Genomic DNA, 14,115 nt, shown 5'->3' with positions numbered 1-14,115 from the left:
GGGCCTTGGTTTTTGCATTAATTAACCCGATTACCCTGTTTACGCCGTTTTTTTACAACGGCTGGCACGCCTTGGCAGGATATAATCCCCCTGAACAGGCCTGTTTTGCCTTGGCCCTGCTTATTCAAGTCTTAAAGAGAAATCATGAAACGAATTTTTTCCCTCATTAGTGTTTTTTTGCTGTCAACGGTTTTGGCTGGCTGCGGCTATAACGAGATCCAGACGCTGGATGAAGGTGTCAAGGCTTCCTGGTCCGAGACCCTTAACCAATACCAGCGCCGTGCCGACCTGGTGCCCCAGCTGGTGTCCAGTGTTAATGCTTATATGGTTAATGAGCGCGAGGTGCTGATCGAAGTGACCAATGCCCGTTCACGGGTGGGCTCGGTGCAGGTCTCGGCCGATAAACTGCCTACCGGTGAAGAACTAGCCCAGTTCCAGGCCGCCCAGGGGCAACTTACTTCGGCCCTGTCCCGCTTGATTGCCGTGTCAGAAAATTACCCGCAACTGAAGGCAGATGCCTTGTTCCGCGATCTTAACGTGCAGCTGGAAGGCACTGAAAACCGGATAGCCACTGCCCGCGGCCGTTATATTAAAGAAGTGCAAGGCTACAATACGCTTATCCGTACGTTCCCCACTTTGATTACCGCCAAAATCTTTGGCTACGATGTCAAGCCCAATTTCGGGGTAGAAAACCAGGCGGAAATCATGCGTGTGCCTGAAGTTCGGTTTGATACTTCGCCACGGGCCAACCAACCCGCAACGGTACAGTAATGTCTGCTTCATTTGTTCGTTCCCCCGTAATGACACGCTATGTCCTGTCATTGCTTTTCATGCTGCTGGCATTGGCAGGGTGGCAGGCCAGCGCCCAGGAACTGGTGCCCGTACCCAACCTGCAGGCGCGGGTAAGCGACCTTACCGGTACGCTTTCAGCCGCGCAGCAGGCCGATATCGAACAAAAACTGGAGGCCCTTGAAAAAAGCAAGGGCGCCCAGGTGTTTGTGCTAATGGTGCCCACGGTGGGGCCCGATACGGTTGAAACCTATTCGCGCCGGGTTTTTGATGAATGGAAAGTGGGCCGGGCCAAGGTGGATGATGGCATTCTTTTCTTGATTGCCAAGGATGACCGCCGCATGCGGCTGGAAGTGGGCTATGGCCTGGAAGGTGCAGTGCCCGATGTCCTTGCCTCGCGGATTATCAATGATCATGTGGCACCGCATTTCAAGATGGATGACTATGCCGGTGGCGTACAGGCCGGTGTTGATGCGCTGGTGGACCTGATTGAAACCGAAGAGCTGCCCCCACCCGTTAATGATTGGCAGCAGTCATCCGATTTTGATGAAGAGGATTGGCCGTTTTTTATTTTCATGGCATTTTTTATTTCCCTGTGGCCGGCCTTGCTGGCAGCGGTCATTGCCGGGGTGGTTATTTTTGGTGTTACCGGCAGCTTCGGTTTTGCCCTGCTGGGTGCCGTGGGCGGGTTTTTAATTAGTTTTATTGCCCATAAGTTCATGCCCGAACGCAAGATCAGCAGTGCCAGCCGTGGCCGTGGCAGACGCGACGGTTTCGGTGGTGGCTTTGGTAGCGGAGGTTTTGGCGGTGGCGGTTTTGGTGGCGGTGGCTTCGGCGGCGGTGGTGGCGGAAGCAGTGGCGGAGGAGGAGCATCCGGTGGCTGGTAAATGGTTAAAATGGCTCGATTTGGATTCTATGCATGGCTGGTGGCTGAGACGCAAGCACTTTCACGCCGGTTTCATGAAGGACATTACCGAACAGATCCGCGTCAGTGAAGAAACCCATCATCATGGCGAGCTGGTGGTTGCCATAGAAGCGGCCATGCCTTCGCATGTCAAAAGCAGTGCCGAACGGGCTCTGGAGGTTTTTGGCCGCCTGCGAGTGTGGGAGACGCCCCATAACACGGGGGTGTTGCTATATATTGCACTAGACCGGCACAAAATTGAAATTATTGCTGATAAGGGCCTGAAATCGGCGGAACATGAATGGAAGGCGGTTTGTTCGGGACTGGAACTGCGTTTTTCTGAAGATCAATATCAGGAAGGCCTGACCGAAGCCGTGATTGGGCTAGAGGCCATTCTGGCCCAATATTGCACTCAGGAAGCGGGTGAGAATGGCCCCAATTTCCTGCCCGATGCGCCGGTGATGCTTTAAGGGTAGGCGTTTTTGTGTGACGCGGAGCGTTCCCAAGCAGGAAAATGGGGCCAGGAACCACCCCGTCAGGCTTCGCCTGCCACCCCTCCACAGAGGGGAATGCAAACACAGATGTTGCCACGAAGAAGAAAAATTCCCCTCTGTGGAGGGGTGGCGCGTAGCGACGGGGTGGTGGCCTTTCCCCGCTCCCATGCCCTGACCTCCAGAAGTTGGACTCCTTTTCGTTCTCATGTTCTGATACAGATGTTGCCACGAAGAAGAAAAATTCCCCTCTGCGGAGGGGTGGCGCGTAGCGACGGGGTGGTGGCCTTTCCCGCTCCCATGTCCTGACCTCCAGAAGTTGGACTCCTATTAAACTTATTGGGGTCAGTTCACTCCAGCGTGGGAATGCGCATTTATCGGATTTGCGCGTAAAACCCCGTCGTTCAGGGCGGGGAGGATGTCAACCACTACATCGTATAACCCCGCCCTTCAGCACCTGTTAACGAAGTTTACGTGCCAGCGACTTGATGGCGGCATTACGACGGGCGCCGGTTTCAAAATGCTCGCTCATTTTGGACCATTGCGGCAGGCTGCGGGCTTCCAGGATTTCTTCGGGTAAATCACCTTCCTTGAATTGGTCGGTAACGGTTTCCGTGTTCAGCATAATGGGGCGCTGGTCTGCGTGGCCACGCATTTCCAGGGCGTTAAGCAGTTGCAGGCTGCGGATGCCCAGCAGGCGGATAATCGCGTCATCAAGGGTAATTTCGCGGTAGCCCTGCAGCTTGCCCAGAATGCGCTTGCCAAATTTGTCCACGCCCTGCCATACGCTGCCAATCACGCCGCCAATCAGGGTGGCGGTGCCCAGACTTAGTCCGGCTGACATGACATCGACCGCTGCGCCGGCCATGGCCCCGGCCACAAACCCTTTACTCACCTGGATGCCCATTTCCATCAATGCTTGCGGTTGGAACAGGTCCATGCCCCAGCGCCCACCTTCAATGGGCAGGGTCTGGTCGGGATAGTCTTCCTGCCTGAAACGGTAATGCGTTAGCAGGGCCTGGATGCTTTCCTGTTCCCGCTGGCGGATCACGTCCTGTAACAGGGCCGTGGCGCTTTTGATGCTTTCTTCATCACCCGCGCAGGTATAGCGAAAAGCGGCCACATCAATCAGGAGCTCGGCAATCATGTTGTAGGCAATGTCCCGTCGCAGTTTGCGTTGCCGGTGGATGTCTTCAGATAGCGCTTTCAGGGTAGCGGCATGGCCGTCCAGGACCAGGGCTAGCTTCTGGTAAAGCTGTTCTTCACCATCCAGGGCCGGGGCAACCGAGTCAAACTCAATGCTTAAATGCAGGCCCAGGCGGCTTAGGGATTCTTTCCAGTCAGCAAGGTAATTGGGACTGCTGTGCATGAAATTAAGAATGGGCACCAGCGGTCGTCCGCACCGGCTTAAAATGGCCAGTTCATCCCGGTGCTTGGCCAGTACGGGGTCGCGAATATCAATGACATATAAACCGGCATCACATTCCAGCAGTTTGCGTAAAACCCGGGCTTCCTGTTCAAAACGCTGCCTGCTTTCCGGGGTGTCCAGAAACTGCTGAATGCTTTCCGGGCCATCAAAACGGGATGAATCTTGCCGGGTCTGCGCTTTAAGCTGGTCCAGGTAATCCAGCAGGGCAATGCCGTCTTCCAGCCCCGGGGTGTCAAACAGTTCAACCGCGGCCTGCCCGTTCAGGAACAGGCGGGCGCCTTCCACATGACGGGTGGTGCCGGGAAAGTCGGCAATTTCCCCAAACCCGGTATCATGGGTAAGGGTTCTTAATAATGAGGTTTTGCCGGTGTTGGTGTGGCCAACAACCGCCAGATGCAGTATTTTATTTGGTTCCATATTCATCAACTTGCCTGAATCCATTGTGGCAGTGTTTTTTGTGTGTCATGCAACTGTTCAATGCCAAAACCGGCCTGTTGCAGGCGCTCTTTCCATAATGGCAGGCGGTTTTCCGCTTTGCCGTGACCGCTTTGCAGATAGATATCGGTGCGCGAAGCCAGATTGGACAGGTCGGTAATGAAATGCAGGGTGCCTCGATCGGGGGTTTGTGCAGCATCACACACAATCAGCAGGGCCGGTACGGTTTGGCGGGTCATATGTGCCAGCAGCTGGTGGCGCTGCTCGCGGCTTTCCAGCTTGCCCTGGTCATGCACGGTGGCGGGCAGTGCAAAGGGTGGCCATGGCGCACGCGGGCTTAATTCCAGCCCCACCACCAGCGGGCTGCCTGCCGGTACCAGTGCAGGATGAGTGTTGCGCCGGGCGGTTTGCAAGGCCGGGGCGGGGGCATCCACCCCGATATGCTCGCTGTGTGCAGACAGGCGGTCTACCAGGCCGGCATAGGCGGGCAGGGTTTCATCAATCTGTATTTGGCGCATGGCTTGCCGGGTTTTCCAAAGGCACAGCAGCAGGCTGGCCAGGCGCAGCAGCAAACCGTACACCATGACTGCACCAATCAGCCAGGAAGACCAGATGGCCTGTGATGCGGGGCCGGCGGTTTGCAGGCCGCTGCTTTGCTGGATGATATCAGCCGAAGGAATGGAAAAGCCCAATAAATGCGGCAAAAAGCCAATGCTCTGGGTGATGGACACAAAGGAAGAGGTGGGCAGGATGGTGGTTTCCCAGCCGAAGGTATATTGCCGGGCTGCCAGCAGGGCCAGCAGGGTAATAATACCAGCCGCCATGATCACCACCCAGATACCATGGCTAATGGCCGACAGTAGCCAGCGCAAGCCGTTGTTCTGGTTAAGGATATTAATAAATGCCTGTGGGGCCAGGGTGGCATCGGGCCCACGGGCCAGTTTTTTGCCCAACCAAAGCCAAGCCTGGCCCAGCAGGGTACCACCATGATAAGGGGCCAAAAAAGACAGCAGCCAGAATAAATAAGTAATGGCGTGCAAGCCCAGCAAGGCAACCAGTGCCAGCAGCAGGTTGACATGACCCGTTCCCAGGGCACTGGCTGCCATGCCGATACCGGCAAAAATGGCCAGCAATGCCATGGCCCAAAAAGCCAGGCGTGCATGGGCACTCCATTTTTCAATGGTGGCTGCCAGCCCGTCCCGTTTGGCCATTAAGACGGCACGCTGGATGATTTTATGGCTGACGGGTTCCTGGCTATGGCGGATCTGGTGCAGCAGGGTGGCGTCTTCAATGGGCCCCCAGTGCTCTTCCCTAAGCCTTAGGGTTTCGGTTATCCAGTAATCCTTGAGTGAGTGTTGCGGCATAAATAATCGTGAGTAATGCAAATAAACGATTATTGCCTTTATTCAAACCACTTGTCTAATGTTTGCCGTGCCTGTTGTTTAACGTCGGCGGTAATATATAAAGAGACCGTTGCCAGGGCAGCGGTAATAATGCCCAGGTCATCGGTAAAACCGGCAACGGGCATCAGGTCGGGAATAGCATCAAGTGGCAAGACAAGATAGGCTAGTGCACCGTAAATAACGCGTTTTGCCCAGGCCGGTGTTTTAGGGTTTTGTACGGCGAAAAACAGGAACAGGGCTTTTTCAATGACAGGCCTGCCTGCTTTTTTTGCCAGGCGTGCCAGCTTGCTGATGACGCCAGATTGATTGCGGGCGCTTGATTGGTCACCGAAACGGGACTGAATCATTGTTTTTCCTTAAAAATTGCGGGTGTTATGGCATGCAATTGACCAAGCGTGCAGCTATTTCTTTTTGGCGATTAAACCGTAAACAAACAGGACAATCATGGCGCCAACGACCGAGCCAATAAAGCGTGCGCTGCTGCCGGCCTCATAAAAACCGACTGCGACACCCAAATGGGTGGCAACCAATGAGCCAACCACACCCAGTAGGGTCGTCATGATTAATCCCAACGACTGGGAGCCGGGCATAAGGGCACGGGCCACCAGACCAACCAGAAAACCAATGATTATTTCCCAGATAATATCCATTTATGACGCTCCGAGTGGATGAGGCCTTCATGCTTAATATAAGGCTTGTTTACCTGTAAGCAAGGCCGGAAATGTTTCCGAATGTGCGCTTACAAGTGTAAGGGTAATTTCTGTTTATATCTTTGTCTGCAAGGTAAAAAATTGTTCAGTTTTGATTGTAAATGTATTTTGCGTGAGCAGAATATATCTGTATTTTAATTTGGTGGTGCACTAAAAAGTGTTTTTTGGGATTTAATGGGAGGTAATTAATTTACGTAGCCTGGGGCCAAAGATGTTTACAATCAGGCCCAGCATAACCACCGCACCCCCCAGCCATTGCAGGACAGACAGCTGTTCATTCAGGATCCATGTGGCAGACAGCAGGCCAATTACCGGCACCAGTAGGGTTAGGGGGGCGATAAGGCCCACCGGGTGCTTACTAAGCAGGCGTCCCCACAATACGTAACCCACCAGCGTTGCACCATAAGCCAGGTACATAATAGCGGCAATACCGGTAAAGGTGGCCGATTGCAGGCTGGCCACCATAAGGTCGCCACCTTCAAAAATCCATGAACAAAGCAGGAACGGAATAATGGGAATGGTACCACCCCAGACCACCAGGCTTAGCATGTTTACATTTTTGGCCTGCTTGATAACAATATTGCCAGTGGACCAGCTAAAGGCGGCCAGAAAGATAAACACCAGTCCCAGAAGGGGAATGGGGGGGCCGGCACTGGCATTGGTGTTAATAATAAAAAGGCCAAGCAGGGAAATGGCAATCGCCAGCAGGTTATGGGGCCGGATTTTTTCATGCTGCACCAGGGCGGCCAGCAAGACCGTGAAAAAAGCCTGTACCTGCAAAAGCAGGGAAGCCAGCCCGGCTGGCATACCAACCGCCAGCGAGGTAAACAGGAAGGCAAACTGCCCGAAACTGATGGTGAGCCCATAAACCAGCAGCAGCTTGAAGGAAATGTTGGGGCGCTTGATAAAGAAAATGGCCGGGAAGACAACCGCCATGAAACGCAGTGCGCCCAGCAACAAAGGTGGAAAATCAACCAGGCCGAATTTAATCGCAATGAAATTGATACCCCATACCACAATGACAAGGAGGGCGAATAACCAGTCGGTCAACGGCATAATGGGTTCCTGAAAGATTAATTGAACATTGCCAGCAGCCAGGCCAGCAGGAAGGGGGCCACAAGGCTAAGGAACGCCCCGCTGAAAATGGCGGTGGCAATGTAATGGTTGCCCGACATTTTCTTGATAATGGGCAGGGTGGTATCCAGAGCCGTAGCACCGGCTGTGCCAATGGCAGGTACCGGATGGCGGGCACCCAGAAAAAACAGCACCACAATAGACAGCAACTCTCGGAACAGGTCGGTCATAAGGGAAGTGGCACCGTAGAATTCGCCCAGACGGGCCGTAACCATCACGCCAGATAGCGAAAACCAGCCGAAGCCGGCAGACATGACCAGGCCATTGCGGATATCCATGCCCATTAACCAGGCAACGACAGCCCCGCCAAACAGTGAAAACAGAATAACCACGACGGGCGTGGCAATGGTCCTGAACTGCAGGAACTTGAGGGAAATGGGGGCGTTGATCAGGTCGATGCCAATCAATACCAGCAATATATACAGGAAAGTTTCAACCGAAGGCAGCAGTTCGGTATTTAATTGGGCCATTAGTAACAGCTTGGCCAGGCCAATACCCGCCAATATAAAGGCAAAGGCAATGCCACACTCCCAAATCACATGCCAAATGCCAAAATCCGAGGTGGCTTCGGCAGTGGTTTTGGGGCCTTTTGGGAAGAGCATCCACAAGCCAATAAAAGAAAAAACCGTGGTACCCAGGGCGTAGGCCAGGGCAATGCCTAAAATTTGCGTGACATTTTGCAGGTTTTCCAGTTGCAGACCAAATTTATAGCCAATGGCAAACAGCAGCAGCCAGACAAACGGCGTCACCAGCCGGGCCAAACGGGCCGACTGGGTGGCAGGCAGTATTTTGCCAATTATCAGACCAAGAACCAGATACAGGCAAATCGGCAATAACGACAGTAGCAGGTCTTTCAAGAAGGGCACCTTTTGAGGCCTTATGCCTGTTTAAGTATGGCAAACAGGCATAAGGCCGTTAAATGGCTTAAACCGGGGTGTTTTTATTGAAGGCGGCCAGTTTTTCTTGCAGTGACTTTTTAATGGCCGGCCATTCTTCACGGGTGACGCTGTACATGACCGTATCCCTGATAGAACCGTCGCGACGCTTTGCATGGCCACGCAATACGCCGTCTTTTTTGGCACCCAGCCTTTCGATGGCTTTTTGTGAAGTCTGGTTGATGATGTCGGTACGCCAGCCCACGACATTGGCCTGCAGGCTTTGGAAAGCATAAAATAGCAACAGGTATTTGCAGGCGGTATTCACATGGGTGCGCTGCCAGGATTTGGCATACCAGGTATAGCCAATTTCAAGCCGGGCAATGTCCGTGACTATATCGTGATAACGGGTGGTGCCGATGACTTTTTTGGTTTTGGCGTCAAGCACGGTAAACGGTAGCATGTGACCGTCCTGCTGGCCTTTCAGGGCGGTTTCAATATAGGCCGTTTCCTGGCCCGGTTCGGGCGCCGAGGTATACACCAGGTTCCAGAGCTCACCGTCACTGGCGGCATTTTTCAGGCCTTCGGCATGAGCAAGGCGCATGGGTTGAAGAATAACCCCAAAGCCTTCAAGCTGGACTGGGTGGATGGGGGTGGAAAAAGGAGTAACTGCTGGCTGGCCGGATTCTGAAGAGATGGTCATGGTGTAAGGCTGCAAAAGAAAAAGCAAACGGGAATGAAATCCAGAAAAATCACAGTGTATCAGATTGCGGCCTGCGCCATCTGCGGTAAACTGGATGCCCAAATGTGTTTGGGTAGAGCAATAGTTTTATGAAATTTTTATCAGGTAACTTAAAGTAGCAATTATGACCTTAACAATAACAATGATTCTGGCCCTGTTGGCATTGGGCACATTTGGTGGTTTTATGGCCGGTTTGCTGGGAGTGGGCGGGGGAATGGTGCTGGTGCCGTTTCTGACGATGCTGTTTGCATGGCAGAAGATGCCCGCTGATCTGGTTGTGCACGCTGCGATTGCCACTTCCATGGGCATGATTGTATTTACGTCGCTGTCCAGCATGCGTGCCCATCATAAAAAAGGCGCTGTGATGTGGTCGGTGGTTTATTCACTGGTGCCTGGCATTATCCTGGGTGGATTGCTGGCCGGTGGTGTGGCTTTCAGGTTTATTAATACGGCCTGGCTGGCTTTGTTTTTTGCGGTTTTTGTGGGTTATTCCGCCATGAATATGTTGCGTAATAAAAAACCCAAGCCTTCACGCCAGTTGCCGGGGATAGCTGGCCGTACGGCCGTGGGTGCCGGGATTGGTTTTATTTCGGGTCTGGTGGGGGCCGGTGGTGGTTTTTTGTCGGTGCCGTTTATGGTCTGGTGTAATGTGTCTATTCGCAATGCGGTGGCAACATCGGCGGCGTTGGGGTTTCCGATAGCGGTTGGCAATAGTATCGGGTATATCAGCTCGGGGATAGAAACAGTGGGTATCCAGGATGGGATGTTGGGTTATGTGTATTGGCCGGGCTTGCTGGTGTTAATTACCATGAGTGTGTTGCTGGCGCCGGTAGGGGCAAAGTGTGCGCATAGCTGGCCGGTTGACAGGCTGAAGCGGATTTTTGCTTGTTTACTGTTTTCGATTAGTGCGTATATGTTGTATAAGTCGCTGACCGCGTTTGGGGTGATTTAGGTAAGCTTGCCGTTTTTTTGCAAGGTTATACGTATCCGGGCCTGATTAAGGCTACCAGTTTGCTCCGAGGCCCCTTCGGGCCGAAGTCGCTGCACTGGTAGCCTTAATCAGGCCTTTTTGGTGTCCTGAAAACCTTGTTGTCATTGTAAAAACTGACTTGTGCCTGCTCTTCATGCCAGCCCGGAATACCAAAAATTTGCAGCGGGATAAAAGGCTTGGTTTGCAGGCTTTGTTCTGTCAGGAACCTGGCCAGATAATCGTCTACTTGCTGGATGGCCGCTTCTGAAAATATCTCAGGCGTGTCGGGATCGGTTTTGTCTTTAGCGGTCACGTTGGCTGCCAGCTCATCCGGGCCAGTCTTTTGGCTGCCTGGCGCAATGGAATTGGGTATGCGGATGGCATGGGCGGTAATGGCTTTGTAAGGGTTCACCAGCTTTTCCAGCAGGGCATGGCCGAAGGCGATAACCCGGGTTTGGCGCCACAGGGGGCGTAAGGCCTGGAAGGCGGTTTGCCACTGTTTGGCTTGCAGGGCCTGCCAAAGTTCGTCCGGGCATTGGATGAAGAAGCCGTTTTCATCAATAATCGTAATGGCATCCCTTGTTTTTCCCCTGGTATCACCCACACCTGCTTGTTTTATTTGCGCCGCCTGTAACCGGTTAAGGCGGATTTTGGTGTTCGGGAAGGTAAACCAGCACAGGGCATTGAAATAATCATGCAGGCCATCACGGGTGGGCACACTGCCGGTTTCATAAATATAGGTTTCATAGGCCATGCCATCGGGCAGGGTTTCCTGTGGGACGAAGTTAACCGGTAGGAGGGCAGGGCGATGGTCGTTCAGGAATGCGTGAACACTGGGTACGGTTTTCTGCGGGGCAGGGAAACGGGTTTTCCAGGGGGACCAGTAGGGGGCATCAAGATTGATCCTGTTCAGGATAGAGATGGGCATGGCTTTGCATAAAAAGTTAATCCGCCCCTGTGGCAAGGGCGGAGAAGGTAAAACCGGCTTATAACGGGCGTGGACAACTATTTTTTAAAAGTGACTTCGGGCATTTTATCGCCCCAGGGCATAAGCGGAACGCCTGATATGCTGTTGTAGGGTGAACCTTCAATCACTCGTTCACTCACCACCAGGTAAACCAGCGTTTTGTTGGGTTTATCCAGCAGGCGGGTCACATTCAGGTCTTTGAATAACAGGCTCATGCGCTGGGTGAAAATATTTTCTTTTTTATCGGGGATGGCTTTTGCCGCTTTGATGGGGCCGACCTGGCGGCAGGAGATGGCAAAGCGGGAGGGGTTTTCGGCCAGGCCCAGTGCGCCTGAGATACCACCGGTCTGGGCGTGTGACAGGTGGCACACCACACCTTCAATATCCGGGTCATTGAAAGATTGCACACAGACTTTGTCGTTATTCACAACGCGCCAGGTAGTGCTGACGCAGCCCACTTCTGCTGCATTCACGGCAGGCTGAAAGAAAAGGCCTGATAGGGCAAGAGTAGCCAGAAGTATTTTTTTCATGGTGAGTATCTTTTGGGTAGTTGCTGATCGCTATAATATGATGATCAGATCCTTATTATTGTAATGTTAAAAATGAACCCGCTGGAAAAACTGCGTATTGATAAATGGCTTTGGGCCGCCCGTTTCTACAAAACCCGTTCGCTTGCCGCCACCGAGGTTGGCAAGGGCAGGGTTGATGTGAATGAACAGTCTTGCACCAAGCCTGCCCGGGAAGTCAAGGTGGGCGACAAAATTACCATTCGGCAGGAACGCATGCACCGGGTGGTGGAAATCAAGGCCTTAAGTGCGGTACGCGGCCCGGCGCCGGTGGCGCAATTGCTGTACGAAGAAACCCCTGAAAGCATCCAGGCCCGTGAGGCAGAGCAGGAAAGAAGAAAACTGGCCAATGAACCTGCCGATACCATTTTGCATGGCCGCCCCACCAAACGGGACAGGCGTTATCTGGATGACTTAAAACGACGGTATTGAGCGACTCCCGCTTCTAAGCCTTCTCGTTCCCATGCTCTGAACTGACCCCAATAAGTTGAATAGCTGTCCAACTTTAGGGGTCAGTTCACTCCCCGCGTGGGAATGCGTATTGCCCCCGGTTTTGTTCCACACATAAAACCAGACATAAAACCAGACATAAAACCAAATAAGTGGTATGTTTTGGGTTCAAATAAAAATATAAAAAACACCCACAAAGGAGGCATTATGTCTATTCAATTCAAGCGAAGTAGGGTTGTTACATTCCTTGGCCTGGCATTACTGGCAGGGGTTTCTATTACACCGTTACAGGCCAAAACGCCCGCTCCAGTAGCACCGCCCCAGGTGCAGTATGACTATGATATGGATGTTTTCCATCCGGTCATTGCGCATAACGGGATGGTGGCAACCGAGCAGCATCTGGCTTCTGTCATAGGGCTGGATATCCTTAAAAAAGGGGGCAATGCCGTTGATGCGGCCGTGGGTATCGGCTTTGCGCTGGCGGTTGCCCTGCCCAATGCCGGCAACCTGGGCGGTGGCGGTTTCATGATGGTGCATGACAAGGATAGTGGCCAAACCATTGCTCTTGATTTCCGGGAAATGGCACCGGCCAAGGCAAGCCGTGACATGTATCTGGACGAAAAGGGGGACGTGGCTGCCGGCCGTTCGCTATATACCCACCTGGCGGTTGGGGTGCCGGGTACGGTGGCCGGTATGGAACATGCCCTGAAAAAATGGGGCAGCATGCCCTTGGAACAGGTTATTCAACCAGCCATTGATCTGGCTGAAAATGGTTATGTCGTTAGCAATTCACTGGCAGAAAACCTGGCAGCCACTAAAGAAAGTCTGGGTAAGTGGGAAACCACCAAGGCGGTTTTCTTTAAAGATGGCGAGCCTTTGAAGGCGGGGGATTTACTGGTGCAAAAAGACCTGGCCGAATCCATGCGTTTAATTGCGAAAGAAGGCGGTGATGCTTTCTACAAGGGGGAAATAGCCAAGCAGATTGTAGCGGAAATGGGCAAACATGACGGCCTTATTACTAAAGAGGACCTGGTCAATTACAAGGTGGTGGAACGCGAGCCGGTGAAAGGCAGTTATCGCGGGTATGAAGTGGTTTCCATGCCGCCGCCCAGCTCGGGGGGGATTCATGTGATCCAGATGCTGAATATGCTGGAGCGTCATGACCTGAATGCCATGGGGCTGAATAGCGCCAAAACCATTACTCTGGTGGCTGAAACCATGAAGCGGGCTTATGCCGACCGCTCCGAATATCTGGGCGACCCGGATTTTGCCAAAGTACCGCAAAAAGGCCTGACCTCAAAAGCCTATGCCAACAGTCTGGCCGATGCCATTTCTTCTGATAAGGTCACACCGTCCAAAGAAATTTTGCCGGGCAAGCCGCAAACTTATGAAAGTGACCAAACCACCCATTATTCAGTGGTAGATAAAAACGGTAACGCGGTTGCGGTTACCTATACGCTTAACCTGAATTTTGGCAGTGGTATTGTGGCTGGTGAAAGCGGTATTTTACTGAATAATGAAATGGATGACTTTTCTGCCAAACCAGGTGTGCCCAATGCGTTTGGCCTGATTGGGGGTGATGCCAATGCGGTTGAGCCGGCAAAACGGCCTTTGTCTTCCATGACGCCCACATTGGTATTGAAAGACGGCAAGCCATGGCTGGTAACCGGTAGTCCCGGTGGGGCACGCATTATCACCACCGTGCTGCAAACCATTCTTAATAGTATTGATTTTGGCATGAACCCGGCTGAGGCGGCGTCAACCCCCCGTTTCCACCATCAGTGGCTGCCCGATGAACTGCGTATAGAAAAAGGTTTTAGCCCCGATACCCTGGCTTTGCTTAAGGAAAAGGGCTATAACATTGCCCTTAAGCCTTCCATGGGGCGTACGCAAACCATCCAGGTACGTGATGATGTCCTGTACGGTTATTCTGATCCGCGTAACCCGGATGGCGTGACGATTGGTTATTAAGAGGGGCAGTTTAACTGCGCGTTATGTTTCAGCTCGTCAGGTTTCCAATGAAACTTGACGTTCTCTGAAGAGCAGTGTTTGCCGCGCCTTAGATCAACTCCCCGTTGTATTCGCCATTTACCATTAAGTGCGGAAAGCCCCATCATTCATGTTGGGGATGGATAGCACAGGGTCCGAAGGACACCATTTTCCTGCACTCTTTTCTGTTTCAATTATACTAAACCCATGCAACGTCTCCAAGCCTACCGATTTGAACTCATGCCCAATGGGCAGCAACAG

Annotated in this window: 16 protein-coding genes; 7 read left to right on the top strand and 9 right to left on the bottom strand. The window is 52.7% G+C overall.

What is annotated here, in order from left to right:
- The first annotated feature begins 144 nt into the window (after positions 1–144).
- The 4 genes from JHL22_RS01670 to JHL22_RS01655 all read left to right on the top strand — a co-directional run bounded on the left by JHL22_RS01670 (position 145) and on the right by JHL22_RS01655 (position 2,493).
- Complete coding sequence (locus JHL22_RS01670; RefSeq protein WP_200233176.1) at positions 145–771, top strand: LemA family protein; 627 nt, start codon at positions 145–147, stop codon at positions 769–771.
- The gene (locus tag JHL22_RS01665) at positions 771–1,676 is read left to right on the top strand and encodes a TPM domain-containing protein (protein WP_234041050.1); all 906 of its coding nucleotides are present in this window, start codon (positions 771–773) and stop codon (positions 1,674–1,676) included. Before JHL22_RS01670 ends, JHL22_RS01665 begins: the two co-directional genes overlap by 1 nt.
- Positions 1,666–2,163 carry a TPM domain-containing protein gene (locus tag JHL22_RS01660; RefSeq protein ID WP_329610615.1) on the top strand — a complete coding sequence of 166 codons (498 nt, stop codon included), beginning with the start codon at positions 1,666–1,668 and terminating at the stop codon, positions 2,161–2,163. Before JHL22_RS01665 ends, JHL22_RS01660 begins: the two co-directional genes overlap by 11 nt.
- 99 nt (positions 2,164–2,262) lie before the next feature.
- Positions 2,263–2,493, top strand: a complete 231-nt coding sequence (locus JHL22_RS01655; protein WP_200233175.1) for a hypothetical protein — start codon at positions 2,263–2,265, stop codon at positions 2,491–2,493.
- Positions 2,494–2,644: 151 nt separating this feature from the next.
- On the opposite strand, the gene JHL22_RS01650 is transcribed toward JHL22_RS01655, so the two are convergent.
- From JHL22_RS01650 to JHL22_RS01620, 7 genes are all read right to left on the bottom strand, one after another.
- On the bottom strand, positions 2,645–4,036 hold the full coding sequence (locus JHL22_RS01650) for a GTPase/DUF3482 domain-containing protein (protein WP_234041049.1): 1,392 nt from the start codon (positions 4,034–4,036) through the stop codon (positions 2,645–2,647).
- Positions 4,036–5,412 (bottom strand): DUF2868 domain-containing protein, encoded by a 1,377-nt coding sequence (locus tag JHL22_RS01645; protein WP_200233174.1) that lies wholly within the window; start codon positions 5,410–5,412, stop codon positions 4,036–4,038. Before JHL22_RS01645 ends, JHL22_RS01650 begins: the two co-directional genes overlap by 1 nt.
- Positions 5,413–5,450: 38 nt before the next feature.
- On the bottom strand, positions 5,451–5,798 hold the full coding sequence (locus JHL22_RS01640) for a YkvA family protein (RefSeq protein ID WP_200233172.1): 348 nt from the start codon (positions 5,796–5,798) through the stop codon (positions 5,451–5,453).
- A gap of 54 nt (positions 5,799–5,852) precedes the next feature.
- Complete coding sequence (locus tag JHL22_RS01635) at positions 5,853–6,101, bottom strand: GlsB/YeaQ/YmgE family stress response membrane protein (RefSeq protein WP_200233170.1); 249 nt, start codon at positions 6,099–6,101, stop codon at positions 5,853–5,855.
- A 231-nt stretch (positions 6,102–6,332) separates the two neighbouring features.
- On the bottom strand, positions 6,333–7,217 hold the full coding sequence (locus tag JHL22_RS01630) for an EamA family transporter (protein ID WP_200233169.1): 885 nt from the start codon (positions 7,215–7,217) through the stop codon (positions 6,333–6,335).
- Between the two features lie 17 nt (positions 7,218–7,234).
- A complete protein-coding gene (locus JHL22_RS01625) occupies positions 7,235–8,152 on the bottom strand; it encodes a LysO family transporter (RefSeq protein ID WP_200233167.1) in 918 nt (305 codons plus the stop codon).
- 67 nt (positions 8,153–8,219) lie between these two features.
- On the bottom strand, positions 8,220–8,873 hold the full coding sequence (locus JHL22_RS01620; protein ID WP_200233165.1) for a GNAT family N-acetyltransferase: 654 nt from the start codon (positions 8,871–8,873) through the stop codon (positions 8,220–8,222).
- A gap of 181 nt (positions 8,874–9,054) precedes the next feature.
- Here JHL22_RS01620 and JHL22_RS01615 point away from each other — a divergent pair, with 181 nt between their 5' ends.
- Positions 9,055–9,864 carry a sulfite exporter TauE/SafE family protein gene (locus JHL22_RS01615; RefSeq protein WP_200233664.1) on the top strand — a complete coding sequence of 270 codons (810 nt, stop codon included), beginning with the start codon at positions 9,055–9,057 and terminating at the stop codon, positions 9,862–9,864.
- A 103-nt stretch (positions 9,865–9,967) separates the two neighbouring features.
- On the opposite strand, the gene JHL22_RS01610 is transcribed toward JHL22_RS01615, so the two are convergent.
- On the bottom strand, positions 9,968–10,810 hold the full coding sequence (locus tag JHL22_RS01610; RefSeq protein ID WP_200233163.1) for a DUF3025 domain-containing protein: 843 nt from the start codon (positions 10,808–10,810) through the stop codon (positions 9,968–9,970).
- Positions 10,811–10,887: 77 nt separating this feature from the next.
- Positions 10,888–11,379 (bottom strand): CreA family protein, encoded by a 492-nt coding sequence (locus JHL22_RS01605; protein ID WP_200233161.1) that lies wholly within the window; start codon positions 11,377–11,379, stop codon positions 10,888–10,890.
- A gap of 72 nt (positions 11,380–11,451) precedes the next feature.
- Here JHL22_RS01605 and JHL22_RS01600 point away from each other — a divergent pair, with 72 nt between their 5' ends.
- Positions 11,452–11,847 (top strand): RNA-binding S4 domain-containing protein, encoded by a 396-nt coding sequence (locus JHL22_RS01600; protein WP_200233159.1) that lies wholly within the window; start codon positions 11,452–11,454, stop codon positions 11,845–11,847.
- Between the two features lie 225 nt (positions 11,848–12,072).
- On the top strand, positions 12,073–13,836 hold the full coding sequence (ggt, locus tag JHL22_RS01595) for a gamma-glutamyltransferase (protein ID WP_200233158.1): 1,764 nt from the start codon (positions 12,073–12,075) through the stop codon (positions 13,834–13,836).
- Positions 13,837–14,115: the final 279 nt, after the last annotated feature.

The sequence above is a fragment of the Advenella mandrilli genome, from assembly GCF_016595155.1.
Lineage (GTDB): Bacteria > Pseudomonadota > Gammaproteobacteria > Burkholderiales > Burkholderiaceae_B > Advenella > Advenella mandrilli.
Note: the sequence above shows the minus strand (reverse complement) of the source record. Positions and strands in the feature narration are given on the sequence as shown.

Bases quoted from the DNA above. Each gene is read 5' to 3' on its own strand.
- JHL22_RS01600 (WP_200233159.1), top strand. From the start codon at position 11,452: ATGAACCCGCTGGAAAAACTGCGTATTGATAAATGGCTTTGGGCCGCC.
- JHL22_RS01670 (WP_200233176.1), top strand. From the start codon at position 145: ATGAAACGAATTTTTTCCCTCATTAGTGTTTTTTTGCTGTCAACGGTT.
- JHL22_RS01615 (WP_200233664.1), top strand. From the start codon at position 9,055: ATGATTCTGGCCCTGTTGGCATTGGGCACATTTGGTGGTTTTATGGCC.
- JHL22_RS01655 (WP_200233175.1), top strand. From the start codon at position 2,263: ATGCAAACACAGATGTTGCCACGAAGAAGAAAAATTCCCCTCTGTGGA.
- JHL22_RS01645 (WP_200233174.1), bottom strand. From the start codon at position 5,412: ATGCCGCAACACTCACTCAAGGATTACTGGATAACCGAAACCCTAAGG.
- JHL22_RS01620 (WP_200233165.1), bottom strand. From the start codon at position 8,873: ATGACCATCTCTTCAGAATCCGGCCAGCCAGCAGTTACTCCTTTTTCC.
- JHL22_RS01605 (WP_200233161.1), bottom strand. From the start codon at position 11,379: ATGAAAAAAATACTTCTGGCTACTCTTGCCCTATCAGGCCTTTTCTTT.
- JHL22_RS01665 (WP_234041050.1), top strand. From the start codon at position 771: ATGTCTGCTTCATTTGTTCGTTCCCCCGTAATGACACGCTATGTCCTG.
- JHL22_RS01635 (WP_200233170.1), bottom strand. From the start codon at position 6,101: ATGGATATTATCTGGGAAATAATCATTGGTTTTCTGGTTGGTCTGGTG.
- JHL22_RS01650 (WP_234041049.1), bottom strand. From the start codon at position 4,036: ATGAATATGGAACCAAATAAAATACTGCATCTGGCGGTTGTTGGCCAC.
- ggt (WP_200233158.1), top strand. From the start codon at position 12,073: ATGTCTATTCAATTCAAGCGAAGTAGGGTTGTTACATTCCTTGGCCTG.
- JHL22_RS01630 (WP_200233169.1), bottom strand. From the start codon at position 7,217: ATGCCGTTGACCGACTGGTTATTCGCCCTCCTTGTCATTGTGGTATGG.
- JHL22_RS01640 (WP_200233172.1), bottom strand. From the start codon at position 5,798: ATGATTCAGTCCCGTTTCGGTGACCAATCAAGCGCCCGCAATCAATCT.
- JHL22_RS01610 (WP_200233163.1), bottom strand. From the start codon at position 10,810: ATGCCCATCTCTATCCTGAACAGGATCAATCTTGATGCCCCCTACTGG.